Source organism: Pseudomonas sp. TE4620, from assembly GCF_056279045.1.
Window position 1 is genome coordinate 1361846 of record NZ_JBWBQO010000001.1, and the last position, 25390, is coordinate 1387235.

Below are 25390 nucleotides of genomic sequence, written 5' to 3' on the forward strand. Positions count from 1 at the left end.
CTCACTGGGCCGCAACAGCTGGCGTGTTGAGCAACACGAGCGCAGCGGTCACCAGCAAATTGATCAGGGTCAGCGGCAGGCAGAACTTCCAGCTGAAGTCCATCACCTGGTCATAGCGCGGGCGCGGAATAGAGGCGCGCAGCAGGATGAACAGCATGATGAAGAACGCGGTCTTCAGGGCGAACCAGACGAACGACAGTTGCGGCAGGATGCCGAACGGGCCGTGCCAGCCACCGAAGAACAGGGTTACCAGCAGCGCCGAGATCAGGATGATGCCGATGTACTCACCGACGAAGAACATGCCCCATTTCATGCCGGCATATTCAATGTGGTAACCGTCGGCCAGTTCCTGTTCCGCTTCCGGCTGGTCGAACGGGTGACGGTGAGTCACGGCGACGCCAGCGATGAAGAAGGTGCAGAAGCCGAAGAACTGCGGAATGATGAACCACAGGTTCTGGGCCTGGTAGTCAACGATATCGCGCATGTTGAACGAGCCGACCTGGGCAACGATGCCCATCAGCGCCAGGCCCATGAACACTTCGTACGACACGGTCTGGGCCGAGGCCCGCAGGCTGCCAAGCAGGGCGTACTTGTTGTTCGACGACCAGCCGGCGAACAGTACCGCGTATACCGAAAGGCCGGCCATGGCGAAGAAGAACAGCAGGCCGATGTTCAGGTCCGCAACACCCCAGGTCGGGGTGATCGGGATGATCGCGAAGGCGATCAGCAAGGCGCTCATGGCCACCACCGGCGCCAGGGTGAAGATCACCTTGTCGACGAAGGGCGGGTTCCAGTCTTCCTTGAAGAACATCTTGAGCATGTCGGCAGCGATCTGGAACATGCCGAACGGGCCGACGCGGTTCGGACCGTAGCGGTCCTGCCACCAGCCCAGCAGGCGCCGCTCGACGAAGCTGAGCAGCGCACCGCAGACCACCACGGCCAGCAAGACCACGATGGCCTTGATGACGGTGATGATCACATCGATCACTTCAGGGGTGAACCAGGTCATTGTGCTGCCTCCTGCAGGCCTTCGACGGATGCACCGAAGATGGCTGGCGGAATGCCGGCCAGGCCTTTCGGCAGGGCAACCAGGCCTGCGCCCAGTTCTTCATTGATGCGCAGCGGCAGACGCAGGGTAACGCCGGCGACGTTGAGGCTGAGCAGGGCGCCGTCGTTGACACCCAGGCGGTCGGCTTCGGACTTGGCCAGGGCCACGTAGGCTTCTGGGATGCGCTCTTGCACCGGGGCTGCGCGCGAGGAGTTCTCTTCGCTGCCGAACAGGTGGTAGAACGGCACCGCTTGCCAGGTGCCACGGGCCGGAGCGAAAGCTGCCGGAACGCTGGCGAACCAGTTGAGCTTGTCGCCCTGGGTTTCGATCAGGCGGGTGCCCGGGTCGCCTGCGCGCAGGTGACCACCGACCTCGTCCTGAAACTTGTTCCAGGCTTGCGGCGAGTTCCAGCCCGGCGACCAGGCGAACGGCACTTGCGAGCGCGGTTCGGCCGAACCCGAGTAACCTTCCATGGAGAAGGCGAACGCGGTGTCCTTGTCTTGCGGGGTACGCGGCTCGTGCACGCTGATGTTGGCGCGCATGGCGGTACGGCCGGAGTAGCGCAGCGGCTCACGCGCAAGCTTCATGCCCTTGATGCGGAACGACGCGGACGGTGCGGCGTTGACGATGCCGGACAGTTGCGGCGCGACCGCGGCGCAGGCGCTGGTGACGTGGTCCAGCTGGGTCCAGTCGACCGGCTTGTTGAGCAGGGTGGCACGCAGGGCGTGCATCCAGCGCCAGCCTTCGTGAACCAGGATGCTGCTGTCCAGGTAGGTTGGGTCGAACACCTGGAAGAAGCGCTGGGCGCGGCCTTCCAGGCTGACCAGGGTGCCGTCGCCTTCGGCGAAGGTCGCCGCCGGCAGCACCAGGTGGGCGCGGTCGGTGGTGGCGGTCTTCTGGTGATCGGCAACGATGACCACCTTGGCGGCGGCCAGGGCAGCGTCGACCTTGGCCGCGGCAACGCGGCTGTACAGGTCGTTTTCGAGCACGACAATGGCGTCGGCCTTGCCTTCGATCACCGCATTCAGCGCGGCATCGATCGACTCGCCACCGAGCATGGCCAGGCCGAGGCTGTTGGCCTCGGGCACCACCAGGCTCAGCGAACCGTTCTTCTCGCGCAGCTTCAGGGCCTTGGCGATGTTGGCCGCGGCTTCGATCAGGGCGTTGGAGGCCAGCGAGGTACCGGCAACCACCAGCGGACGGTTGGCGGCCACCAGGGCGTCGGCGATGCGCTTGGCCAGGGCCAGGGCTTCGGCGTCCAGGCCGTCAACGGCTGGCGCGCTCGGGTCGATGGCGTGAGCCACGGCGAAACCGATGCGGGCGAGGTCGTCCGGCGCGGCGTGTACGCACTCTTCGGCGACGTCATCGAGCTTGGTTTCGGCCAGGCTTGCGATAAACAGCGGGTACATGGCGTGCTGGCCGATGTTCTTCACCGCGGCATCGAGCCACGGCTGAACGCGCATGGCATCGGCCATGGCTTCGGCCTTGCCCTTGACCGACTGGCGCAGGGCCAGGGCCACGCGGGCAGCGGTCTGGGTCAGGTCTTCGCCGAGGACGAACACCGCGTCATGGTCTTCCATGTCGCGCAGGGTCGGCACTGGCAGCGGGCTGTCGTTGAGCACTTGCAGGGCCAGGCGTACGCGGGCCAGCTCAGCGGCTTCCATACCCGAGTAGAAGTGCTCGGCGCCGACCAGCTCACGCAGGCCGTAGTTGCTTTCAAGGCTGGCACGCGGCGAACCGATACCGACGATATTGCGCCCGCGCAGCATGTCCGCGGCCTTGTCCAGAGCGGCATCCAGGCTCAGCTTGGTGCCGTCGGCCAGCAGTGGCTGACGTGGACGGTCTTCACGGTTGACGTAGCCATAGCCGAAACGGCCACGGTCGCAGAGGAAGTACTGGTTGACCGAACCGTTGAAGCGGTTTTCGATCCGGCGCAGTTCGCCGTAGCGCTCACCCGGGCTGATGTTGCAACCGCTGGAGCAGCCATGGCAGATGCTCGGGGCGAACTGCATGTCCCATTTGCGGTTGTAGCGCTCGGAGTGGGTCTTGTCGGTGAACACACCGGTCGGGCAGACCTCGGTGAGGTTGCCGGAGAACTCGCTCTCGAGGGTGCCATCTTCAACGCGACCGAAGTAGACGTTGTCGTGGGCACCGAATACGCCCAGGTCGGTACCGCCGGCGTAGTCCTTGTAGTAACGCACGCAACGGTAGCAGGCGATGCAGCGGTTCATCTCGTGGGCGATGAACGGGCCGAGCTCCTGGTTCTGGTGGGTACGCTTGGTGAAACGGTAGCGGCGCTCGTTGTGGCCGGTCATTACCGTCATGTCTTGCAGGTGGCAGTGACCGCCTTCCTCACAGACCGGGCAGTCGTGCGGGTGGTTGGTCATCAGCCATTCGACGACGCTGGCACGGAATACCTTGGCTTCTTCGTCTTCGATGGAAATCCAGCTGCCATCGGTGGCAGGGGTCATGCAGGACATGACGATGCGACCACGGGTGTCGTTCTCGTCGGTGTACTGCTTGACCGCGCACTGGCGGCAGGCACCGACGCTACCGAGCGCCGGGTGCCAGCAGAAATAGGGGATGTCGAGGCCGAGCGACAGACACGCCTGTAACAGGTTGTCTGCGCCGTTGACTTCGAGCTCTTTGCCGTCTACGTGGATAGTGGCCATGGTTCAAAGTTCTTCGTTGGCCCGCGTCTGCGGGCGTGGCTAATGGAAATCTGTGTGCCTGCAGCCCGCGACAGGTGTCCCCGGGCGAGCTGGGCAGGCAGCGGGCGGCACGGACCGCCCGCGTTGTTATTCGTTATGCGCCGACGACGATCGGCTTCGCCAGGTCCGGGCGCAGGCCGGCAGCGGCAGCAGCCGGTGCCTGGGCGGCAATGCCAGCCTCGAACTCAGGGCGGAAGTACTTGATCGCGCTACCCAGCGGCTCAACGGCGCCCGGTGCGTGGGCACAGAAGGTCTTGCCTGGGCCGAGGAAACCGACCAGACCCAGCAGGGTCTCGATGTCGCCCTGCTGGCCCTGGCCTTTCTCGAGGGCGCGCAGGAGCTTGACGCTCCATGGCAGGCCGTCGCGGCACGGGGTGCAGAAGCCACAGGATTCACGGGCGAAGAACTCTTCCATGTTGCGCAGCAGCGAGACCATGTTGACGCTGTCGTCCACGGCCATGGCCAGGCCGGTACCCATGCGGGTGCCGACCTTGGCGATGCCACCGGCGTACATTTGCGCGTCCAGGTGCTCGGGCAGCAGGAAACCGGTACCGGCGCCGCCTGGCTGCCAGCACTTGAGCTTGAAGCCATCGCGCATGCCGCCGGCGTAGTCTTCGAACAGCTCGCGGGCCGGGACGCCGAACGGCAGCTCCCACAGGCCCGGGTTCTTGACCTTGCCGGAGAAGCCCATCAGCTTGGTGCCGTGGTCTTCGCTGCCTTCGCGGGCCAGCGACTTGTACCAGTCGATGCCGTTGCCGACGATGGCCGGCACGTTGCACAGGGTCTCGACGTTGTTCACGCAGGTCGGCTTGCCCCACACGCCAACGGCGGCAGGGAAGGGCGGCTTGGAGCGCGGGTTGGCGCGGCGGCCTTCGAGGGAGTTGATCAGAGCGGTTTCTTCACCGCAGATGTAGCGCCCGGCACCGGTGTGGACGAACAGCTCGAAGTCGAAGCCGCTGCCGAGGATGTTCTTGCCCAACAGGCCGGCAGCCTTGGCTTCCTCGACCGCACGGGTGAGGTTGCGCGCTGCGGTGGTGTATTCGCCACGCAGGAAGATGTAGCCGCGGTAGGCCTTCAGCGCGCGGGCGCTGATCAGCATGCCTTCGATCAGCAGATGGGGCTGTTGCTCCATCAGCATGCGGTCTTTCCAGGTGTTTGGCTCCATTTCGTCCGCGTTGCACAGCAGGTAGCGGATGTTCATGGATTCGTCTTTGGGCATCAGGCCCCATTTGACGCCGGTGGGGAAGCCCGCACCGCCACGGCCCTTGAGGCCGGAATCTTTTACGGTCTGGACGATATCGTCCTGGGACATTTGCGCCAGGGCCTTGCGGGCGGCGGCGTAGCCGTCCTTGGCCTGGTACTCGTCGAGCCACAGCGGCTCGCCGTCGTCACGCAGGCGCCAGGTCAGCGGATGGGTTTCAGCCGAACGCGCAATGCGGTTGGCCGGGCCGAAGGAAGTGATGGTCATACGTAACCCTCCAGCAGTTTGGAGACGCCAGCAGGCTGCACGTCGCCAAAGGTGTCGTCGTCGATCATCAGCGCCGGGGCCTTGTCGCAGTTACCCAGGCAGCATACCGGCAGCAGGGTGAAGCGCCCGTCTGCGGTGGTCTGGCCGAGGCCAATGCCCAGCTCGCTCTGGATCTGGCTGACCACCGACTCGTGACCGCCGATGTAGCAGACCATGCTGTCGCAGACGCGGATGATGTGCCGGCCAACCGGTTGACGGAAGATCTGGCTATAGAAAGTGGCCACGCCTTCGACGTCGCTGGCAGGAATGCCGAGCACTTCGCCGATGGCGTAGATGGCGCCGTCCGGCACCCAGCCGCGTTCCTTCTGGACGATCTTCAGGGCTTCGATGGACGCCGCGCGCGGGTCCTCGTAGTGATGCATCTCGTGCTCGATGGCCGAGCGCTCGGTTTCGCTCAGGGCGAAACGGTCGGTTTGGATAAGCGTGCTGTTCATGCTTAGCGGTCCACGTCAGCCATAACGAAGTCGATACTGCCCAGGTACGCAATGAGGTCCGCGACCATGCTGCCGCGGATCACCGAAGGGATCTGCTGCAGGTGCGGGTAGCTCGGGGTACGGATCCGGGTGCGGTAGCTCATGGTGCCGCCGTCGCTCGTCAGGTAGTAACTGTTGATGCCCTTGGTCGCCTCGATCATCTGGAAGGACTCGTTGGCCGGCATCACCGGGCCCCACGAAACCTGCAGGAAGTGAGTGATCAGGGTTTCGATGTGCTGCAGGGTGCGCTCTTTCGGCGGCGGCGTGGTCAGCGGGTGATCCGCCTTGTACGGGCCTTCCGGCATGTTGCGCAGGCACTGGTCGATGATGCGGATACTCTGGCGCATCTCCTCGACACGGACCATGCAGCGATCGTAGGCATCGCCGTTGTGGGCCAGCGGCACTTCGAACTCGAAGTTCTCGTAGCCGGAGTAAGGGCGGGCCTTGCGCAGGTCGAAGTCAAGACCGGTGGAACGCAGGCCGGCACCGGTGACGCCCCATTCCAGGGCCTCTTTGGTGTTGTACTGGGCAACGCCGATGGTCCGGCCCTTGAGGATGCTGTTCTGCAGGGCGGCCTTGGTGTATTCGTCGAGGCGCTTGGGCAGCCAGTCGACGAAGTCTTTCACCAGTTTTTCCCAGCCGCGCGGCAGGTCGTGGGCAACGCCGCCGATGCGGTACCAGGCCGGGTGCAGACGGAAGCCGGTGATGGCTTCGATCACGGTGTAGGCGCGCTGACGGTCGGTGAAGGTGAAGAACACCGGGGTCATGGCGCCGACGTCCTGGATGTAGGTACCCAGGAACAGCAGGTGGCTGGTGATGCGGAAGAACTCGGCGAGCATGATGCGGATCACGTCGACCTTCTGCGGCACCTGGATACCGGCCAGCTTCTCTACCGCCAGCACGTACGGCAGGTTGTTCATCACCCCGCCGAGGTAGTCGATACGGTCGGTGTAGGGGATGAAGCTGTGCCAGGACTGGCGCTCGGCCATCTTCTCGGCACCACGGTGGTGGTAGCCGATGTCCGGGACGCAGTCGACGATCTCTTCGCCGTCCAGCTGCAGGACGATACGGAAGGCACCGTGGGCCGAAGGGTGGTTCGGGCCGAGGTTGAGGAACATGTAATCCTCGTTGGCGCCGGAACGCTTCATGCCCCAGGCCTCAGGGTTGAAGCGCGCGGCTTCTTCCTCAAGCTGCTGCTTGGCCAGGGTCAGGCTGTACGGATCGAACTCGGTGGCGCGCGCAGGGTAGTCCTTGCGTAGCGGGTGACCTTCCCAGGTCGGCGGCATCATGATCCGGGTCAGGTGCGGGTGGCCGGCAAAGTCGATGCCGAACATGTCCCAGACTTCACGCTCGTACCAGTTGGCGTTGGGCCAGATACCGGTGACGGTGGGCAGGTTGAGGTCGCCTTCGCTCAAGGCCACCTTGATCATCACGTCGCTGTTCCGCTCCACCGACAGCAGGTGGTAGAACACACTGAAGTCGGCGCCCGGCAGGCCGCGGCGCTGGGTGCGCAGGCGCTCGTCGACGCCGTGCAGGTCGTAGAGCATGCTGTACGGCTTGGCGACGTGGCGCAGGAAACTCAGCACGCCCTTGAGTTTTTCGCGGGTAACCCAAAGCACCGGCATGCCGGTGCGGGTTTCCTGGGCGACGAACGCTTCGGGGCCGAATTTGTTGTTCAGTTCGACGACCACATCCTGGTCGTCAGCCTTGTAAGGCGGGATATAAATAGCGGTGTCCGCTGTCATGGTCTCGGTCGCTTTCGGTCAACGTAGAGAATGAAGCCAGGCTGCCTGTCGCGCATGCGCAGGCAACAGGTCGCTGGATCAGACTTCGTCGGGGCTGCGCAGGTTGGTGACCTGGATGCGCTGTTCACGGCGTTGCTCTTTCTGCGACGGCATCTCGGCACGGTAAATGCCTTGATCACCGACAACCCAGGAAAGAGGACGACGCTCCTGGCCAATCGACTCCTGCAACAGCATCAGGCCTTGCAGGAAGGCTTCAGGGCGAGGCGGGCAGCCAGGCACGTAGACATCCACGGGGAGGAACTTGTCGACCCCCTGAACGACCGAGTAAATGTCGTACATGCCACCGGAGTTGGCGCACGAACCCATGGAGATGACCCACTTGGGTTCGAGCATCTGCTCGTACAGGCGCTGAATGATCGGCGCCATCTTTATGAAGCAGGTGCCGGCGATGACCATGAAGTCGGCCTGACGCGGCGATGCCCGGATGACTTCGGCGCCGAAGCGGGCGATGTCGTGGGGTGCCGTGAAGGCCGTGGTCATTTCCACGTAGCAGCAGGAGAGGCCGAAGTTGTACGGCCACAGGGAGTTCTTACGCCCCCAGTTGACCGCGCCACTGAGCACATCTTCAAGTTTGCCCATGAAGATGTTCTTGTGGACCTGGTCCTCTAGCAGCGAATCGGAGACGGTTTCCCGCTCTCCGATTGGATATTGCTCGTTGGGAGCATCCGGGTCGATTCTGGTGAGATTGTATTGCATTGCCAAAGCCTCATTGTTTCAGCTTCGCTTGCCGCTTGCGACGACCTTCGGGAGCCCAATCAAGTGCCCCGACGCGCCATAGGTAGACAAGACCTGCCAACAGAATTGCTATGAAAACGAGTGCTTCGACGAATCCGGTCCAGCCGCTTTCGCGGACGGACACAGACCATGCAAAGAGAAAGAGGGCTTCGATATCGAAGATCACGAACAGCATCGCGACCAGATAGAATTTGGCTGACAGGCGCAAGCGGGCGCCGCCAGTGGGCAGCATGCCGGACTCGAAGGGTTCGTTCTTGCTGCGGCCCCAGGCCTTGCTGCCGAGCAGGGCGGACAGACCGAGCATGAAGGCACACAGGCCTACGACACCCAAAAGGAAAATGGCAAAGCCCCAGTTGTGGGCGATGAGTCCTGTCGAATCGGGCATGCTGAAAATCCTTATACAGAGACCAGTCTCTGCGGCTTGAAAAGAAGTAGAGCAGTGACGATATGTCGCAGCGGAATCTATCGCGCTGATTTTATGGGTAAACCCGGTGCAAGTAAAATTTCTGCAGCAAATTTATTCGTAAGATTAAGAACAAAAATCTTTCGTAACAGGCTGCAGGCCACGCAGGCCGGGCATTGCCCCGGGTTCTGTTAATTATGTTTCTTGTAAAACGTAATGAACCAGCAACTTCGTAATGATAATTAATATCATTTGAAGCGGTGCGATTAGTCCTACTGTTCGAGTCAACTACAAAGTTGTGCAACATGGTCGTCACCCGCAAGTTTCCACACCCTGTGTTTTAACCTGTTTTTTCTTGCCCCGCCGCGCTCTGGATCAAGGCTTTTGCCGGTTGCCTGGTGTAGGCCGAGGCGGCAATCGCCCATTGCCCCAGCCAGTAGGCAATGATGATCAGGTACTGGGCGGCGCCGAACGGGCTGACGAAGCGGTCGATGCCGATCAGGCTGTCGGAAAACACGAAAGACACCGCGCCCAGCGCTGCCAGGCCGCCACAGGCCAGGGCGCGCCAGAGCATGGCGCTGATGGCCAGGGCGTACACGGTGACCGGTATCAGCAGTTCACCCAGGCCGGAGCTGATCAGCAGCCCCAGCAGTAACGCGCCGACAATCGCCGAACCGAGCAGGGCCGCGGGCGCCAGCTGGCGGTTCTCACCCAGGTAGCCGCGCAGGTAGGCCAGGTGCGCGCAGAGAAAGGCCGCCAGGCCAAACACGAACAGGTCGCCCGGTACGGCCAGGAGGATGTCGCCGAGCAAGGAAAAGCCCAGGCCAATGATGATCCAGCGCCGGTAGGGGGTTGGCTCTGCGGTGCTAAGCCAGTAGATCAGCGCCAGCACCGGGATCGGCTTGACCGCCAGCCCCAGCAGTGCATTGGCGCTGGCCAGTGCATATATATAGAAGGCTGCGCCCAGCAGGGCCAGGCAGAGCAGGGTGACAGGGCGGGACATGGCCGATCCTTGGTGTTGTTGTGCACCTAGCATAGCCTGTAGGAGCGGGCTTGACCCGCGATAGCGGTCAATCAGCAACATCGCTATCGCGGGGCAAGCCCGCTCCCACAAAAAACAAAACCCGGGGCCCCATCACAGGCCCCGGGTCTTGCGTGTTACCCGAATGTCAGCAACCGATCAGCGATCAGTGGAACTGCTCTTCTTCAGTCGAACCGGTCAGTGCGGTTACCGAAGACTTGCCACCCTGGATCACGGTGGTCATGTCGTCGAAGTAGCCGGTGCCGACTTCCTGCTGGTGGGCGACGAAGGTGTAGCCTTTCGAGGCGTCAGCGAATTCCTGCTCTTGCAGCTTGACGTAGGCGGTCATGTCGTTGCGGGCGTAGTCGTGCGCCAGGTTGAACATGCCGTGCCACATGTTGTGGATACCGGCCAGGGTGATGAACTGGTGCTTGTAGCCCATGGCCGACAGTTCGCGCTGGAACTTGGCGATGGTGGCGTCGTCCAGGTTCTTCTTCCAGTTGAAGGAAGGCGAGCAGTTGTACGACAGGATCTGGTCCGGGTATTCCTTCTTGATCGCTTCGGCGAAGCGGCGGGCTTCGTCCAGGTCCGGCTTGGCGGTTTCACACCAGATCAGGTCGGCGTATGGCGCGTAGGCCAGGCCGCGGGCGATGGCTTGGTCGAGGCCGGCACGAACCTTGTAGAAGCCTTCCTGGGTACGCTCGCCAACCACGAACGGCTGGTCGTACGGGTCGCAGTCGCTGGTCAAGAGGTCAGCGGCGTTGGCGTCGGTACGGGCCAGGATGATGGTCGGTACGCCGGCAACGTCGGCCGCCAGACGGGCAGCGCTCAGCTTCTGTACGGCTTCCTGGGTAGGAACCAGTACCTTGCCGCCCATGTGGCCGCATTTTTTCACCGAGGCCAGCTGGTCTTCGAAGTGCACGCCGGCGGCGCCTGCTTCGATCATGTTCTTCATCAGCTCGTAGGCGTTCAGTACGCCACCGAAACCGGCTTCGGCGTCAGCCACGATCGGCGCGAAGTAGTCGATGTAGCCTTCGTCGCCCGGGTTCTTGCCGGCTTTCCACTGGATCTGGTCAGCGCGACGGAACGAGTTGTTGATGCGCTTGACCACGGTTGGCACCGAGTCCACCGGGTACAGCGACTGGTCCGGGTACATGGATTCGGCCGAGTTGTTGTCGGCAGCCACTTGCCAGCCGGACAGGTAGATGGCCTGGATACCGGCTTTGACCTGTTGTACAGCCTGGCCGCCGGTCAGGGCGCCCATGCAGTTGACGAAATCTTTTTCTGGACGGAAGGACGGGTGTGCGCCCTGGGTGACCAGCTTCCACAGCTTCTCGGCACCCAGACGGGCCAGGGTGTGCTCAGGCTGGATCGAGCCACGCAGACGAACGACATCAGCGGCGGTGTAGGTACGGGTCACGCCTTTCCAGCGCGGGTTCTCGGCCCAGTCTTTTTCGAGGGCTGCAATTTGCTGTTCGCGTGTCAGTGCCATGGAAATAAACCTCGTCGCATCGGTCTTGGGTAAAAATTCTCGCTCTCTACTGCGCAGATCAGAAGCCTGGCAAAGGTCAGTATGGGCGAAATATGCGACGATCGAACGATGGGGCTCGAAGGGGGAAGTGAGCAGGTGGGCGAGGTTTTCGCTGCAGGGTGGCTCGTGGTTGCCGAACTGCAGTGAACAGTGCTGCCGGGTACCTTTTGATGCGCTTCCGTCCCTCGGGACAACTTCGTTCCAGTCGCAATCTCGTCAAACTGCCTTGTGGGCGGTACAGACACGAGTCGGCTCAGGTGGGTAGGTTAGAGCGCGGCTCGAAAGCCCTTGCCAGGGCCTCTGATTAGCGGGAGCGGGGCCATCATGCCTCGGCGGTTCGGGGTCGTCAAATGTTTTGTAGTGGTTTTTTATCACCACTACATCTTTCGTCTAATGCGACTCCTCAGTCAGTTTCGAGGCCTTTGGTCGAGGCCTTGATTTGTCTGGGTTCAGTCCAAAGCGTCGACTTTTACCCGCAATGTCATGTTTTCACCGCGCTGGGTGCTGTAACTGAGCGTTGAAGCACTGCGTTCGGACTGACTCTGCTGGTTGACCCCGGCCAAGGTGATCCACTCACCGAGCTTGCCGCTGACTTTTGTGTCGGTACTTTGCACCTTCACTACATCAGGACGTTCCTGGCTCATCCGGTCATTGTTGGTACTGATGTTCAGGTGCACGGTGTCGCCAGTAACGCTGGCGGTGACGTAGAAGCCCTGGGTGACGTTGCGGTATTCGGTGTCGCTCTGCACCCGGCCGTAGCCATCGGTACTGGTGCTGGTGATCGGGATGCTCTGGCCGACCTGGATCAGCGCCGGGCTGCCTTCGCTGGCTTGCACCTGTTGCAGGCCGCCTTCGCGGTTGGCGGTGCCGTAGCGGATGACCCGGGCATTGCCGCGGTTGTCCTGGAAGTTGCTGTCGTTGTTGTCGACGCTGATCAGAAGCCTGCGCGGCGCGGTGTCCAGTTGCTGCAGCAGGGTGCGCAGGTCGTCGATGCGTTCGGGTTCGGCGTTGACGATCAGTTTGTTTTCAAAGGCGCTGACGCTGCCGTCCTTGCCGATGAAGGCTTGCGCGGTGGGGAGGATTTCAGCGCTGGTGCGGTGACTCAGCGGCAGGACTTCGGTGGCGGCCAGCGCACTCAGGCTGAACGACAGAAGCAGGGAGGCGAGAAGGGGGCGTAGCGGCATGTCCATGATCTCCGCGGGTGGAACGGACATGATGGCAAATTTGTAGGGGTTTTGCCGCCCTCATCGCGGGTCAAGCCCGCTCCCACTGTGGGAGCGGGCTTGACCCGCGATGCTTTTAGGCCAGCTCGCGCGACTCGCGCACCATGTCCACGTGCGGAATGCCCGCCTCGAGGAACTCTTCGCTGACCACCTTGAAGCCAAGGCGCTCGTAGAACGGCGTGGCATGCACCTGGGCGCTGAGCATCTGCTGTTTGAGGTCGCGGTTCTGTGCTTCGACGATGACCGCCTGCATCAGCGCGTCACCGACCTTCAGCCCGCGCCAGTCCTTGAGCACCGAAACCCGGCCGATCTGGCCGTCAGGCAGCAGGCGCGCGGTGCCGATGGCGTAGTCACCTTCCATGGCGAGGAAATGCACGGCGGTGTTGTCGTCGGCATCCCACTCCAGCTCCGGCGGCACGTTCTGTTCGGCGATGAACACGGCTTCACGAATACGGCGGATGTCAGCGTTGTCTTTTTGCCAGTCGGCGAGACGGACGCGAATCTTATTCATTGGCGAACCCCAGGCTTCCTTGTTTGACCAGTTCGCAGATCAAGGTAATGCCTTGATCGTTTTCAAGCCACTGTTCAAGGTTTTCAATGTGCAACGCGTCGGCGGCGCAGATCAGCTTCAGCAGCTCGCGCAGCTCGCCCGGCAGCAGGCGGCTCTGGCCGCTGGCGAACAGCAGCAGGTTGTCATCGACTTCCGACCAGGCCAGGCGCGCGCTCGGGTTACGGATCAGGATCGCGCCTTCGGCCAGGCTCTCGATCAGGTCGGCTTCGTCCAGCGGCTCGCCGCTGACCAGCTCCGGATAACGCGGCTCGGTCATGAACTGGCCGAACCAGGTCAGCAGCAGGCGCTCGTCGCCCATGTGTTCGGTGAGCAGCTTCTTCAGGCGGTCGAGGGCATCGTGCTGGATCTGGTGCGGGTCGCTGACCGGCTCGGCATCGGCGTCGGTGTAGCGCTCTTCGTCAGGCAGGAACTGGCTGAGGAAGTCGGTGAAGTGGGTCAGCACTTCAGCGGCGCCCGGGGCGCGGAAGCCTACCGAGTAAGTCAGGCAGTCATCTTCGGCAATGCCGTAGTGGGCCAGGCGCGGCGGCAGGTAGAGCATGTCGCCGGGCTCCAGGGACCACTCCTCGCTCTGCTCGAATTCAGCCAGGATGCGCAGGTCGGCGTGCTCCAGCAGCGGGCTGTCGCTGTCGCACATCTGGCCGATCTTCCAGTTGCGCTTGCCCTGGCCTTGCAGCAGGAACACGTCGTAGTTGTCGAAGTGCGGGCCGACGCTGCCGCCGGGCGCGGCGTAGCTGATCATCACATCGTCGATGCGCCAGCTTGGCAGGAAGCGAAAGTGCTCGAGCAGCTCGCCGACTTCCGGCACGAACTGATCGACCGCTTGCACCAGCAGGGTCCAGTCGCGCTCGGGCAGGGTGCTGAAGGCGTCTTCTTCGAACGGGCCGCGGCGCAGCTCCCAAGGGCGCTCGCCATGTTCGATGACCAGGCGCGATTCGACTTCTTCTTCCAGGGCCAGGCCGGCCAGTTCGTCGGCATCGATCGGGCTTTCGAAGTCCGGGAAGGCCTGGCGCACCAGCAGGGGTTTCTTCTGCCAGTAGTCGCGCATGAATTCGCGGGCAGTGAGGCCGCCCAGAAGCTGCAGAGGAGTATCAGGATTCATGTGTAACCTATTGAAAAAAAGTAATTTTCTTTCGGTAATAAAAACGCCCGGCTGAGCCGGGCGTTTACGCGCAGGGCGCAGATCAGACGCGTTTGGCTTGAGCCGCGGCATTACCGATGTAGGAGGCTGGCGTCAGCTTCTTCAGCTCGCTGCGAGCCTCTGCAGGCATGTCCAGGCCATCGATGAAGGTCAGCAGCACTTCGGGGCTGATGCCTTTGCCACGGGTCAGCTCCTTGAGCTTCTCGTAGGGGTTCTCGATGTTGTAGCGGCGCATGACGGTCTGGATCGGCTCGGCGAGCACTTCCCAGCAGGCGTCGAGGTCTTCGGCGATACGCGCTTGGTTGATTTCCAGCTTGCTGATGCCTTTGAGGCTGGCCTCGTAGGCGATCACGCTGTGGGCGAAACCGACGCCCAGGTTGCGCAGCACGGTGGAGTCGGTCAGGTCACGCTGCCAGCGCGACACCGGCAGCTTGCTGGCCAGGTGCTGGAACAGGGCGTTGGCGATACCCAGGTTGCCTTCGGAGTTCTCGAAGTCGATCGGGTTGACCTTGTGCGGCATGGTCGAGGAGCCGATTTCGCCAGCGATGGTGCGCTGCTTGAAGTAGCCCAGGGAGATGTAGCCCCAGACGTCGCGGTCGAAGTCGATCAGGATGGTGTTGAAGCGGGCGATCGCGTCGAACAGCTCGGCGATGTAGTCGTGCGGCTCGATCTGCGTGGTGTAGGGGTTGAACACCAGGCCCAGCTCGTCTTCGATGAAAGCGCGGGCGTTGGCTTCCCAGTCGATTTGCGGGTAGGCCGACAGGTGGGCGTTGTAGTTGCCCACGGCGCCGTTGATTTTTCCCAGCAGCGGCACGGCGGCAACCTGAGCGATCTGGCGCTCCAGACGGTAGACGACGTTGGCCAGCTCTTTACCCAGGGTGGTCGGCGAAGCCGGTTGGCCGTGGGTGCGCGACAGCATCGGCACGTCGGCGAAGCGGTGGGCCAGCTCGCGGATGGCCTGGGCGATCTGGCGCATCAGCGGCAGCAGCACGCTGTCGCGGCCTTCGCGCAGCATCAGGGCGTGGGACAGGTTGTTGATGTCCTCGCTGGTGCAGGCGAAGTGGATGAATTCACTGACCTTGGCCAGCTCCGGCAGCTTGGCAGCCTGCTCCTTGAGCAGGTACTCGATGGCCTTGACGTCGTGGTTGGTGGTGCGCTCGATCTCTTTGACGCGCTCGGCGTGCTCGAGGGCGAACTCATCGGCCAGGCCGTTGAGCAGGGCGTTGGCTTCGGCGGAAAAAGCCGGAACCTCGGCGATTTGCGGGTGGGCGGCCAGGCGCTGGAGCCAGCGAACCTCGACCAGGGCGCGGAAACGGATCAGGCCGTATTCGCTGAAAATAGGGCGCAGGGCCTGGGTTTTGCCGGCGTAGCGGCCGTCAACAGGGGAAACCGCAGTGAGCGAGGAAAGCTGCATGGGGTGTTCTCGGACAGTCAGGCTTTGAAAAGGGCGCATATCATACATGAAAAACGCGCCCGGGTCGGGTGGCTGACAAATGGTCTGCCGGTAATTCTTTGGCTTTTTCGCGGGTCAAGCCCGCTCCCACAGCAACCTTCGTTCAACTGTGGGAGCGGGCTTGACCCGCGATGGCTTTATCAGCCACGCAACATCGGATACAGCTCTTTGAGCAGTTTGCGCCGGCTGATCACCAGCTGCCAGCGATGCCCGCCGAGCTGCCGCCACAGGCGCGCGGCGCGGATGCCGGCAAGCAGCAGGGCGCGAATCTTCGAGGCGTTGCTGGGCTGCTGCAGGTGGCGCATGTCGCCGTGCACCTGGATGCGCTGGCGCAGGGTGCTCAGGGTGTCCTGGTACAGGGCGCCGCTGGAAGCGATGACATTTTCATGCACCAGGCCGAAATGCTCGGCCTGGGACTGGATTTGCGGCAGGCGGTTGCCAATCACGTCAAGCATGTCGCCGCGCTTGGCCAGCTGGCGCTCAAGGCCCAGCATCGACAGGGCATAGCGCAGCGGCTCGCGCTGCAGGCTGCCGGGGTCGCGCTCCAGGGCGCTGGCCAGAGCGCGGTAGCCGTCGCGCAGGTTCAGGTCGTCACCGCCGAATACCTCCAGGGTGTCCTTGGGGTCGCGTACCAGCAGGCTGCCGAGCATGCAGCCAAGGTTGGCCTCGCTGGCCTGGCCGGTGCGGGCGATACGGTCGACCAGCACCGCAGCCTGGAACACGCCGCCCAGGGCGATCAACTGCTCTTGCATGGCATTCATGCGCGCGCGCTCCACGGCTCGGCGGTTTCGATCACGCCGCCGCCGAGGCAGATTTCGCCGTCATAGAACACCACCGACTGGCCTGGGGTCACGGCCCGCTGCGGCTCGTCGAACACCGCGCGGTAGCCGCCCGGGGTTTGCTCCAGGGTGCAGTGCTGGTCGCTCTGGCGGTAGCGCACCTTGGCGGTCAGGCGCCGTGGGCTGGAAAGGTCAATCGGGTTGACCCAGAAAATTTCTGAAGCGAGCAGGGCGCGGGAGAACAGCCATGGGTGTTCGTTGCCCTGGCCGACCACCAGCACGTTGCGGGTCAGGTCTTTTTCCAGTACGTACCACGGCTCGTCGCCGGCGTCTTTCAGGCCGCCGATGCCCAGGCCCTGGCGCTGGCCAATGGTGTGGTACATCAGGCCATGGTGACGACCGATGACTTCGCCGTCGGTGGTCTGGATCTCGCCCGGCTGCGCGGGCAGGTACTGCTTGAGGAAGTCGCTGAAGCGCCGCTCACCAATAAAGCAGATGCCGGTGGAGTCTTTCTTCTTGGCAGTGGCCAGGCCGTGTTTCTCGGCGATGGCACGCACTTCGGGTTTTTCCAGCTCGCCGACCGGGAACAGCGTGCGGGCGATTTCCTTGCCGCCGACGGCGTGCAGGAAGTAGCTCTGGTCCTTGTTCGGGTCCAGGCCCTTGAGCAGTTCGGTACGGCCATCGGTGTCGCGGCGGCGCACGTAGTGACCGGTGGCGATCAGGTCGGCACCGAGCATCAGCGCGTAGTCGAGGAAGGCCTTGAACTTGATTTCGCGGTTGCAGAGGATGTCCGGGTTTGGCGTGCGTCCGGCCTTGTATTCGGCCAGGAAGTGCTCGAAGACGTTATCCCAGTATTCGGCGGCGAAGTTGGCGGTATGCAGCTTGATGCCGATGCGGTCGCACACGGCCTGGGCATCGGCCAGGTCTTCGCGGGCGGTGCAGTATTCGGTGCCGTCGTCCTCTTCCCAGTTCTTCATGAACAGGCCTTCCACCTGGTAGCCCTGCTCCATCAGCAGGAGGGCGGAGACGGAAGAGTCCACGCCGCCGGACATGCCGACGATAACGCGTGTCTTTTCGGGTTCGTAAAGTGCTGGACTGGTCATAGGTACCGGCTGTGTATCTGGAAAAAGACAACGATTCTATCAGGCTGCGGCCTTCAAGGCATCGTTGCTGTCAGTCGCGAATCAACGCCAGGCTGTGCAGCGGGCCGGCCAGGTAATCGTCGATGCAACGGGGCACCAGTTCGCTGCGCCAGCGCTCGGGGTCGGCCAGCAGCTCCTCGCGGCTCAGCCACACGGCGCGCACGATGTCGCTGTCCAGGGCCAGCTCGGGGTGGTGCTTGAGCGCCCGGGCGGCGAAGCAGATGCGCTGATAGGTCACGCCGTTGCTGGGGGCGGTGTACAGGTAGATGCCGACCACGCCGGTCAGCTCGACCTCCCACGCGGTTTCTTCGAGGGTTTCGCGGCGGGCGGCGTCGAGCAGGCTCTCGTTGGCCTCCAGGTGGCCGGCGGGTTGGTTGAAGACGTGCTTGCCGGCCTTGAATTCCTCGACCATGAGGAAGCGGCCCTGGTCTTCGATAATGGTGGCGACGGTGATGTGGGGGCGCACGGTCGATTCTCTCCCTAAGTTGGAAGTTTCAAGCTGCAAGCTACAAGTAAAAGCCGAGTGCGCAAGGCTCTTTCTTGTAGCTTGTAGCTTGATACTTAAAGCTAAAAAACCCCGGTGCGTGGCCGGGGTTTTTTCATTCCTTCAAGCTTACAGTGCGGCAATCGCGCTGTTGAAGGTCTGGCTCGGGCGCATCACCTTGCTGGTCAGCTCGGCATCCGGGTAGTAGTAACCACCGATGTCAGCCGGCTTGCCCTGAACGGCGTTGAGCTCGGCGACGATGGTCGCTTCGTTCTCGGCCAGGGCTTTTGCCAGTGGGGCGAAGCGCGCTTGCAGGGCGGCGTCGTCGCTCTGGGCGGCCAGGGCCTGGGCCCAGTACAGGGTCAGGTAGAAGTGGCTGCCGCGGTTGTCGATACCACCAACCTTGCGCGCCGGGGACTTGTTGGTGTCCAGGAACTGGCCGGTGGCCTGGTCCAGGGTCGCCGCCAGTACCTTGGCTTTCGGGTTGGCGTAGGCGTTGCCCAGGTGCTCCAGGGAGGCGGCCAGGGCCAGGAACTCACCCAGCGAATCCCAGCGCAGGAAGTTTTCTTCAACCAGTTGCTGTACGTGCTTGGGAGCCGAACCGCCGGCGCCGGTTTCGAACAGGCCGCCGTTGTTCATCAGCGGTACGATCGACAGCATCTTGGCGCTGGTGCCCAGCTCCATGATCGGGAACAGGTCGGTCAGGTAGTCGCGCAGCACGTTGCCGGTGACCGAGATAGTGTCCTGGCCAGCACGGATGCGCTGCAGGGAAACCTTCATGGCCTCGACAGGCGACAGGACGCGGATGTCCAGGCCAGCGGTGTCGTGGTCTTTCAGGTACTGCTGGACCTTCTCGATCAGCACGCCGTCGTGGGCACGCTGCGGGTCGAGCCAGAACAGCGCCGGGGTATTGCTGGCGCGGGCACGGTTGACGGCCAGTTTGACCCAGTCCTGGATCGGTGCGTCTTTGGTCTGGCACATGCGGAAGATGTCGCCGGCTTCGACGTCCTGGGACAGCAGCAGGTTGCCCTTGCCGTCAACCACGCGGATCACGCCGTCGGCCTTGGCCTGGAAGGTCTTGTCGTGGGAGCCGTACTCTTCGGCTTTCTGCGCCATCAGGCCAACGTTCGGCACGCTGCCCATGGTGGTCGGATCGAATGCGCCGTGTTGCTTGCAGTCTTCGATAACGGCCTGGTAGATGGTGGCGTAGCAACGGTCCGGAATCACCGCCTTGGTGTCTTGCAGCTGGCCTTCGGTGTTCCACATCTTGCCCGAGTCACGGATCATCGCCGGCATCGAGGCGTCGACGATAACGTCGCTCGGCACGTGCAGGTTGGTGATGCCCTTGTCGGAGTTGACCATGGCCAGGGCCGGGCGAACGTCGTAGACGGCTTTGACGTCAGCTTCGATCTGCGCCTGCTGCTCGGCTGGCAGGGCCTTGATACGGGCGTACAGGTCGCCGATACCGTTGTTCAGGTTGAAGCCGATCTGCGCCAGTACGTCGGCGTGCTTGTTCAGCGCGTCCTGGTAGTACTCGGCAACGATCTGGCCGAACATGATCGGGTCGGAGACCTTCATCATGGTCGCTTTCAAGTGGACCGACAGCAGGACGCCCTTGGCTTTGGCGTCGTCGATCTCGGCGGCGATGAATTTACGCAGCGCCTTGGTGCTCATGACCGCGCAGTCGACGATTTCGCCGGCCTTGACCGCGGTTTTTTCTTTCAGAACGGTGGTGTTGCCATTCTTGTCCAGCAGTTCGATGCGCAGGCTGTCATCGGCTTCGATCAGCGCGGCTTTCTCGCTGCCGTAGAAGTCGCCCTGGCTCATGTGCGCCACGTGGGACTTGGAGTCGGCTGCCCAGGCGCCCATCTTGTGTGGGTGCTTGCGTGCGTAGTTCTTGACCGACAGCGGTGCGCGGCGGTCGGAGTTGCCTTCACGCAGGACCGGGTTGACGGCACTGCCTTTGATGCGGTCGTAGCGAGCCTTGGCTTCTTTCTCGGCATCGCTGGCGGCGGCTTCAGGGTAATCAGGAATGTTGAAGCCCTTGGCTTGCAGTTCCTTGATCGCGGCCTTCAGTTGCGGAACCGAGGCGCTGATGTTCGGCAGCTTGATGATGTTGGCTTCTGGCGTGGTTGCCAGTTGGCCCAGTTCTGCCAGGTGGTCGGCCACTTGCTTGTCGGCGCCGAGCTGTTCAGGGAAGGCAGAAAGGATGCGGCCGGCCAGAGAGATGTCCCGGGTTTCTACGGCGATGTCGGCGGAAGCGGTGAAGGCTTCGATGACGGGGAGCAGTGAATAGGTGGCGAGGGCGGGGGCTTCGTCGGTGAAGGTGTAGATGATCTTGGATCGGGTGGGCATATTCGGGTTAACTCTCTGTTTTGCTGAGCGTGCGCAGAATCTCGAGGTGCGCAGGGTAGGCGCTTCGCTCAGACACATCCATGAGCAGAAGGTCGAAGATTCTGGGCGGTGATGGTGGATTGCATCAGTCGAGTGTCAAACGGCTGAACTGCGGTAACAGCCCAGTCTTGTCGGGGCCGCGGGTCTCGTTTCAGACGGTTCGCCCCCAGTGACCCTTTGGTCACCGGGCGAGTATACCAAAGCCTTGGTCGTATTGATCAAGATCAACCCGTCGCAGGGGCTTTTTTAGACCAAAGATGTAGGCGTTGCTGCCCCATCGCAGGGCATTTGCGCACGAGGTTCCCGTTGCCGTTCAACTGGGGTACGCTCAGGGGATCCAGATGACGAACCACACCAAAAAAAACGGAGTGCAGCATGGGATACCAGAAAATCAAGGTTCCGGCAGTCGGCGACAAAATCACCGTCAATGCGGACCATTCTCTCAATGTTCCTGATAATCCGATCATCCCGTTCATCGAAGGCGACGGCATTGGCGTAGATGTAAGCCCCGTCATGATCAAAGTGGTTGATGCTGCTGTAGAGAAAGCCTATGGGGGCAAGCGCAAGATTTCCTGGATGGAAGTCTACGCCGGTGAAAAAGCCACCCAGGTATACGACCAGGACACCTGGCTGCCCCAGGAAACCCTCGATGCGGTCAAGGACTACGTCGTCTCCATCAAGGGCCCGCTGACCACCCCGGTCGGTGGCGGTATCCGCTCCCTCAACGTGGCCCTGCGCCAGCAACTGGACCTGTATGTCTGCCTGCGCCCGGTGGTTTGGTTCCAGGGCGTGCCCAGCCCGGTGAAAAAGCCGGGCGACGTCGACATGGTGATCTTTCGCGAAAACTCCGAAGACATCTATGCCGGTATCGAATGGAAGGCCGGTTCGCCCGAGGCGACCAAGGTCATCAAGTTCCTCAAAGAAGAAATGGGCGTCACCAAGATCCGTTTCGACCAGGATTGCGGCATCGGCATCAAGCCGGTCTCTAAAGAAGGCACCCAGCGCCTGGTGCGCAAGGCCCTGCAATACGTGGTGGACAACGACCGCAAGTCGCTGACCATTGTGCACAAGGGCAACATCATGAAGTTCACTGAAGGTGCCTTCAAGGACTGGGGCTACGAAGTGGCCAAGAACGAATTCGGCGCCGAGCTGCTCGATGGCGGCCCGTGGATGAAGTTCAAAAACCCGAAAACCGGCCGTGAAGTCATCGTCAAGGACGCCATCGCCGACGCCATGCTCCAGCAGATCCTGCTGCGCCCGGCCGAATACGACGTGATCGCCACCCTCAACCTCAACGGTGACTACCTGTCCGACGCCCTGGCGGCGGAAGTCGGCGGCATCGGTATCGCTCCGGGCGCCAACCTGTCCGACACTGTGGCAATGTTCGAGGCTACCCACGGCACTGCGCCGAAATACGCCGGCAAGGACCAGGTCAACCCTGGTTCGGTGATTCTCTCGGCCGAGATGATGCTGCGCCACCTGGGCTGGACCGAGGCGGCCGACCTGATCATCAAGGGTACCAACGGCGCCATCGCCGCCAAGACCGTGACCTATGACTTCGAGCGCCTGATGGACGGCGCAACCCTGGTCAGCAGCTCCGGTTTCGGCGATGCCTTGATCAAGCACATGTAAGCGGCACAAGAAAACCGGCCAGTCCTTGCGGGCTGGCCGGTTTTCTTTTGTCTGATCGCCGGCTCAGGCTTCAGTCGTTTGCGGGCTGGGGGTGGGGGAGGCAGTGGTTGGTGCGGTCGCACTCTCGATTTTGACCGCATGCAAGCCTTTGGGGCCCTGGGTGATCTCGAAGCTGACGGATTGTCCGGCTTTCAGGGTTTTATAACCTTCCATCTGGATAGCCGAGTAGTGTGCAAACAGATCCTCTGTTTTCCCGTCTTCATTGATGAAGCCATAGCCCTTGGCGTTGTTGAACCACTTGACTTTACCGCTTGCCATCCTCATATCCCTCTGCAAAGGACTCCATCACTGGAGTATCATCCACTCCATCCGCATATGAACCTGCGAAAATTCTGGTTGACTGCGCGGATCTTTATCGACCACGGTGGGTTCTTATTGGTTGTAACACCGTTTTGCCGATAGTCAAGGTGAGGTGACGGCTGTCCCGCGTCGCCTGTGCGGTCAACCCATAAACCAACCTGTCGAAATGATGAAATTCTTTCCATGCATGCACATAGCCAGATTCGACTAACATTCAATCAGGATCGCCCGCAATCGCATGAGGACGATGGTTCTGGCCTGGCGGTACAGGAGGCCAAACCGGCCCTGCAGGCGCCACCCATGTACAAGGTGGTTTTGTTTAACGATGACTACACACCGATGGATTTCGTCGTCGAAGTGCTCGAGGTGTTTTTTAACCTGAATCGCGAGCTGGCGACCAAGGTCATGCTGGCCGTCCACACAGAAGGACGGGCAGTGTGCGGATTGTTTACCCGTGACATCGCCGAGACCAAGGCCATGCAGGTCAACCAATACGCAAGGGAAAGCCAGCATCCGCTACTCTGTGAAATCGAGAAGGACGGTTAATCGCCGGCCACTTGGGTATGAGGTGAAGCTATGTTAAACCGCGAGCTCGAAGTCACCCTCAATCTGGCCTTCAAGGAGGCACGCTCGAAACGTCATGAGTTCATGACCGTCGAGCACCTGCTGCTGGCACTATTGGATAATGAGGCCGCCGCGACCGTTCTGCGCGCCTGCGGCGCAAACCTCGACAAACTCAAACACGACCTGCAGGAGTTCATCGACTCCACCACGCCGTTGATCCCCGTGCACGACGAGGACCGCGAGACCCAGCCAACCCTGGGCTTCCAGCGTGTATTGCAGCGCGCAGTCTTCCATGTCCAGAGCTCGGGCAAGCGTGAAGTCACCGGTGCCAACGTGCTGGTGGCAATTTTCAGCGAACAGGAAAGCCAGGCCGTGTTCCTGCTTAAACAGCAGAGCGTGGCCCGTATCGACGTGGTCAACTACATCGCCCACGGCATCTCCAAGGTGCCGGGCCATGGTGAACACTCCGAGGGCGAACAGGAAATGCAGGACGAGGACGGCGGCGAAACTTCATCGTCGGGCAATCCCCTGGATGCCTATGCCAGCAACCTCAACGAACAGGCTCGCCAAGGGCGCATCGACCCGCTGGTCGGCCGTGAGCTCGAAGTCGAGCGCGTCGCGCAGATCCTCGCCCGTCGGCGCAAGAACAACCCGCTGCTGGTTGGCGAGGCCGGTGTCGGTAAAACCGCCATCGCCGAAGGCCTGGCCAAGCGCATCGTCGACGGCCAGGTGCCGGACCTGCTGGCACAAAGCGTGGTCTACTCGCTGGACCTGGGCGCGTTGCTGGCCGGGACCAAGTATCGTGGCGACTTCGAGAAGCGCTTCAAGGCGCTGCTCAATGAGCTGCGCAAACGCCCGCAGGCGATCCTGTTCATCGACGAGATCCACACCATCATCGGTGCCGGTGCGGCCTCCGGTGGGGTAATGGACGCCTCCAACCTGCTCAAGCCGCTGCTGTCTTCGGGTGATATCCGTTGCATCGGCTCGACCACCTTCCAGGAATTTCGCGGCATCTTCGAAAAAGACCGGGCCCTGGCGCGGCGCTTCCAGAAGGTTGATGTGAGCGAGCCATCGGTGGAAGACACCGTGGGCATCCTGCGTGGGCTCAAGGGGCGGTTCGAGAGCCACCACAACATCGAGTACAGCGATGAGGCCCTGCGCGCCGCTGCCGAGCTTGCAGCGCGCTACATCAACGACCGGCACATGCCCGACAAGGCCATCGATGTGATCGACGAGGCTGGCGCCTACCAGCGCCTGCAGCCGGTGGAGATGCGCGTCAAGCGTATCGACGTGCCGCAAGTCGAAGACATCGTCGCCAAGATTGCGCGGATTCCGCCAAAGCACGTCACCAGTTCCGACAAGGAGCTGCTGCGTAACCTGGAGCGCGACCTCAAGCTGACCGTGTTTGGCCAGGATGCGGCGATCGATTCGCTGGCCACCGCCATCAAGCTGTCACGCGCCGGTCTCAAGGCGCCAGACAAGCCGGTCGGTTCGTTCCTGTTTGCCGGCCCTACCGGTGTCGGTAAAACCGAAGCGGCGCGCCAGTTGGCCAAGGCCCTGGGTGTCGAGCTGGTACGCTTTGACATGTCTGAGTACATGGAGCGTCATACCGTCTCGCGTCTGATCGGTGCGCCTCCGGGCTACGTCGGTTTCGACCAGGGCGGGCTGCTCACCGAAGCCATCACCAAGCAGCCGCACTGCGTGCTGCTGCTCGATGAGATCGAGAAGGCCCACCCGGAAGTCTTCAACCTGCTGCTGCAGGTGATGGACCACGGTACCCTGACCGACAATAACGGGCGCAAGGCGGACTTCCGTAACGTCATCGTCATCATGACCACCAACGCCGGTGCTGAAACCGCTGCGCGAGCTTCGATCGGCTTCACTCATCAAGATCACTCATCCGACGCCATGGAAGTGATCAAGAAGAGCTTCACGCCGGAGTTCCGCAACCGCCTGGACACCATCATCCAGTTTGGCCGCCTCAGCCATGAGACGATCAAGAGCGTGGTGGACAAGTTCCTCATCGAGCTGCAGGCGCAACTGGAAGACAAGCGCGTGTTGCTCGAGGTGAGCGACGCGGCGCGCGGCTGGCTGGCGGCCGGTGGCTACGATGCGCAGATGGGCGCGCGGCCAATGGCGCGGCTGATCCAGGACAAGATCAAACGGCCGCTGGCCGAAGAGATCCTGTTTGGCGAACTGGCCGAGCATGGCGGTGTGGTGCACATCGACATCCGCGATGGCGAACTGGTGTTCGACTTCGAGACCACGGCTGAGATGGCGTAGCGGCCGATTGCGGGGCAAGTCGGGTCGCCGCACCGCCGCTCCCACATGTAGGGGCGGCGGTGCGGCGACCCGACTTGACCCGCGATGCTTTTCAAAGGCCAACAAAAACGCC

General features: G+C 62.1%; 21 protein-coding genes. 3 read left to right on the top strand and 18 right to left on the bottom strand.

Annotated elements, in window-relative coordinates:
* Window position 1 precedes the first annotated feature (1 nt).
* The 17 genes from nuoH to ACZ9A3_RS06505 form a co-directional block, all read right to left on the bottom strand.
* Window positions 2–1009 (bottom strand): NADH-quinone oxidoreductase subunit NuoH, encoded by a 1008-nt coding sequence (gene nuoH, locus ACZ9A3_RS06425; RefSeq protein ID WP_038996049.1) that lies wholly within the window; start codon window positions 1007–1009, stop codon window positions 2–4.
* Entirely contained in the window at window positions 1006–3720 is a 2715-nt protein-coding gene (gene nuoG, locus ACZ9A3_RS06430) for an NADH-quinone oxidoreductase subunit NuoG (protein WP_258597214.1), read from the bottom strand. Before nuoG ends, nuoH begins: the two co-directional genes overlap by 4 nt.
* Before the next feature lie 133 nt (window positions 3721–3853).
* Window positions 3854–5227: an NADH-quinone oxidoreductase subunit NuoF gene (gene nuoF / locus ACZ9A3_RS06435; RefSeq protein WP_045201391.1), complete on the bottom strand. Its 1374-nt coding sequence runs from the start codon at window positions 5225–5227 to the stop codon at window positions 3854–3856.
* The gene (gene nuoE, locus ACZ9A3_RS06440) at window positions 5224–5721 is read right to left on the bottom strand and encodes an NADH-quinone oxidoreductase subunit NuoE (RefSeq protein WP_012313767.1); all 498 of its coding nucleotides are present in this window, start codon (window positions 5719–5721) and stop codon (window positions 5224–5226) included. Before nuoE ends, nuoF begins: the two co-directional genes overlap by 4 nt.
* Window positions 5722–5723: 2 nt before the next feature.
* A complete protein-coding gene (gene nuoC, locus ACZ9A3_RS06445; RefSeq protein WP_476252247.1) occupies window positions 5724–7505 on the bottom strand; it encodes an NADH-quinone oxidoreductase subunit C/D in 1782 nt (593 codons plus the stop codon).
* Between the two features lie 78 nt (window positions 7506–7583).
* Window positions 7584–8261, bottom strand: coding sequence for an NADH-quinone oxidoreductase subunit B (locus ACZ9A3_RS06450; RefSeq protein WP_010220398.1), 678 nt, complete (start codon window positions 8259–8261; stop codon window positions 7584–7586).
* Between the two features lie 10 nt (window positions 8262–8271).
* The gene (locus ACZ9A3_RS06455; protein WP_010220397.1) at window positions 8272–8685 is read right to left on the bottom strand and encodes an NADH-quinone oxidoreductase subunit A; all 414 of its coding nucleotides are present in this window, start codon (window positions 8683–8685) and stop codon (window positions 8272–8274) included.
* 358 nt (window positions 8686–9043) lie between these two features.
* Complete coding sequence (locus ACZ9A3_RS06460) at window positions 9044–9706, bottom strand: lysoplasmalogenase (protein WP_045201393.1); 663 nt, start codon at window positions 9704–9706, stop codon at window positions 9044–9046.
* A gap of 184 nt (window positions 9707–9890) precedes the next feature.
* Window positions 9891–11216 carry an isocitrate lyase gene (aceA, locus tag ACZ9A3_RS06465; RefSeq protein ID WP_038996041.1) on the bottom strand — a complete coding sequence of 442 codons (1326 nt, stop codon included), beginning with the start codon at window positions 11214–11216 and terminating at the stop codon, window positions 9891–9893.
* A gap of 488 nt (window positions 11217–11704) precedes the next feature.
* Window positions 11705–12439: a secretin N-terminal domain-containing protein gene (locus ACZ9A3_RS06470; RefSeq protein ID WP_256326748.1), complete on the bottom strand. Its 735-nt coding sequence runs from the start codon at window positions 12437–12439 to the stop codon at window positions 11705–11707.
* A gap of 115 nt (window positions 12440–12554) precedes the next feature.
* Window positions 12555–12989 carry a GNAT family N-acetyltransferase gene (locus tag ACZ9A3_RS06475; RefSeq protein WP_038996039.1) on the bottom strand — a complete coding sequence of 145 codons (435 nt, stop codon included), beginning with the start codon at window positions 12987–12989 and terminating at the stop codon, window positions 12555–12557.
* Window positions 12982–14148, bottom strand: a complete 1167-nt coding sequence (locus tag ACZ9A3_RS06480; protein ID WP_045201394.1) for a ribosomal protein uL16 3-hydroxylase — start codon at window positions 14146–14148, stop codon at window positions 12982–12984. The genes ACZ9A3_RS06475 and ACZ9A3_RS06480 overlap by 8 nt, the downstream gene beginning before the upstream one ends.
* Window positions 14149–14230: 82 nt before the next feature.
* The gene (gene purB, locus ACZ9A3_RS06485) at window positions 14231–15601 is read right to left on the bottom strand and encodes an adenylosuccinate lyase (protein ID WP_476252248.1); all 1371 of its coding nucleotides are present in this window, start codon (window positions 15599–15601) and stop codon (window positions 14231–14233) included.
* A gap of 179 nt (window positions 15602–15780) precedes the next feature.
* Window positions 15781–16401: a high frequency lysogenization protein HflD gene (gene hflD, locus ACZ9A3_RS06490; RefSeq protein WP_045201395.1), complete on the bottom strand. Its 621-nt coding sequence runs from the start codon at window positions 16399–16401 to the stop codon at window positions 15781–15783.
* Entirely contained in the window at window positions 16398–17522 is a 1125-nt protein-coding gene (gene mnmA, locus ACZ9A3_RS06495) for a tRNA 2-thiouridine(34) synthase MnmA (protein WP_045201396.1), read from the bottom strand. Before mnmA ends, hflD begins: the two co-directional genes overlap by 4 nt.
* 70 nt (window positions 17523–17592) lie before the next feature.
* Window positions 17593–18027 (bottom strand): NUDIX hydrolase, encoded by a 435-nt coding sequence (locus ACZ9A3_RS06500; protein ID WP_476252249.1) that lies wholly within the window; start codon window positions 18025–18027, stop codon window positions 17593–17595.
* A 147-nt stretch (window positions 18028–18174) separates the two neighbouring features.
* On the bottom strand, window positions 18175–20400 hold the full coding sequence (locus ACZ9A3_RS06505; RefSeq protein WP_476252250.1) for an NADP-dependent isocitrate dehydrogenase: 2226 nt from the start codon (window positions 20398–20400) through the stop codon (window positions 18175–18177).
* 414 nt (window positions 20401–20814) lie between these two features.
* Between ACZ9A3_RS06505 and icd the strand changes: the two genes are divergently transcribed.
* Entirely contained in the window at window positions 20815–22071 is a 1257-nt protein-coding gene (gene icd, locus ACZ9A3_RS06510) for an NADP-dependent isocitrate dehydrogenase (protein WP_123567421.1), read from the top strand.
* 63 nt (window positions 22072–22134) lie between these two features.
* On the opposite strand, the gene cspD is transcribed toward icd, so the two are convergent.
* Window positions 22135–22389 carry a cold shock domain-containing protein CspD gene (gene cspD, locus ACZ9A3_RS06515; protein ID WP_093384904.1) on the bottom strand — a complete coding sequence of 85 codons (255 nt, stop codon included), beginning with the start codon at window positions 22387–22389 and terminating at the stop codon, window positions 22135–22137.
* Window positions 22390–22614: 225 nt separating this feature from the next.
* Here cspD and clpS point away from each other — a divergent pair, with 225 nt between their 5' ends.
* Both clpS and clpA read left to right on the top strand, forming a co-directional pair.
* Entirely contained in the window at window positions 22615–22977 is a 363-nt protein-coding gene (clpS, locus tag ACZ9A3_RS06520; protein ID WP_009400967.1) for an ATP-dependent Clp protease adapter ClpS, read from the top strand.
* Between the two features lie 30 nt (window positions 22978–23007).
* Window positions 23008–25278: an ATP-dependent Clp protease ATP-binding subunit ClpA gene (gene clpA, locus ACZ9A3_RS06525; protein ID WP_045201400.1), complete on the top strand. Its 2271-nt coding sequence runs from the start codon at window positions 23008–23010 to the stop codon at window positions 25276–25278.
* The last annotated feature ends 112 nt before the right edge of the window (window positions 25279–25390 follow it).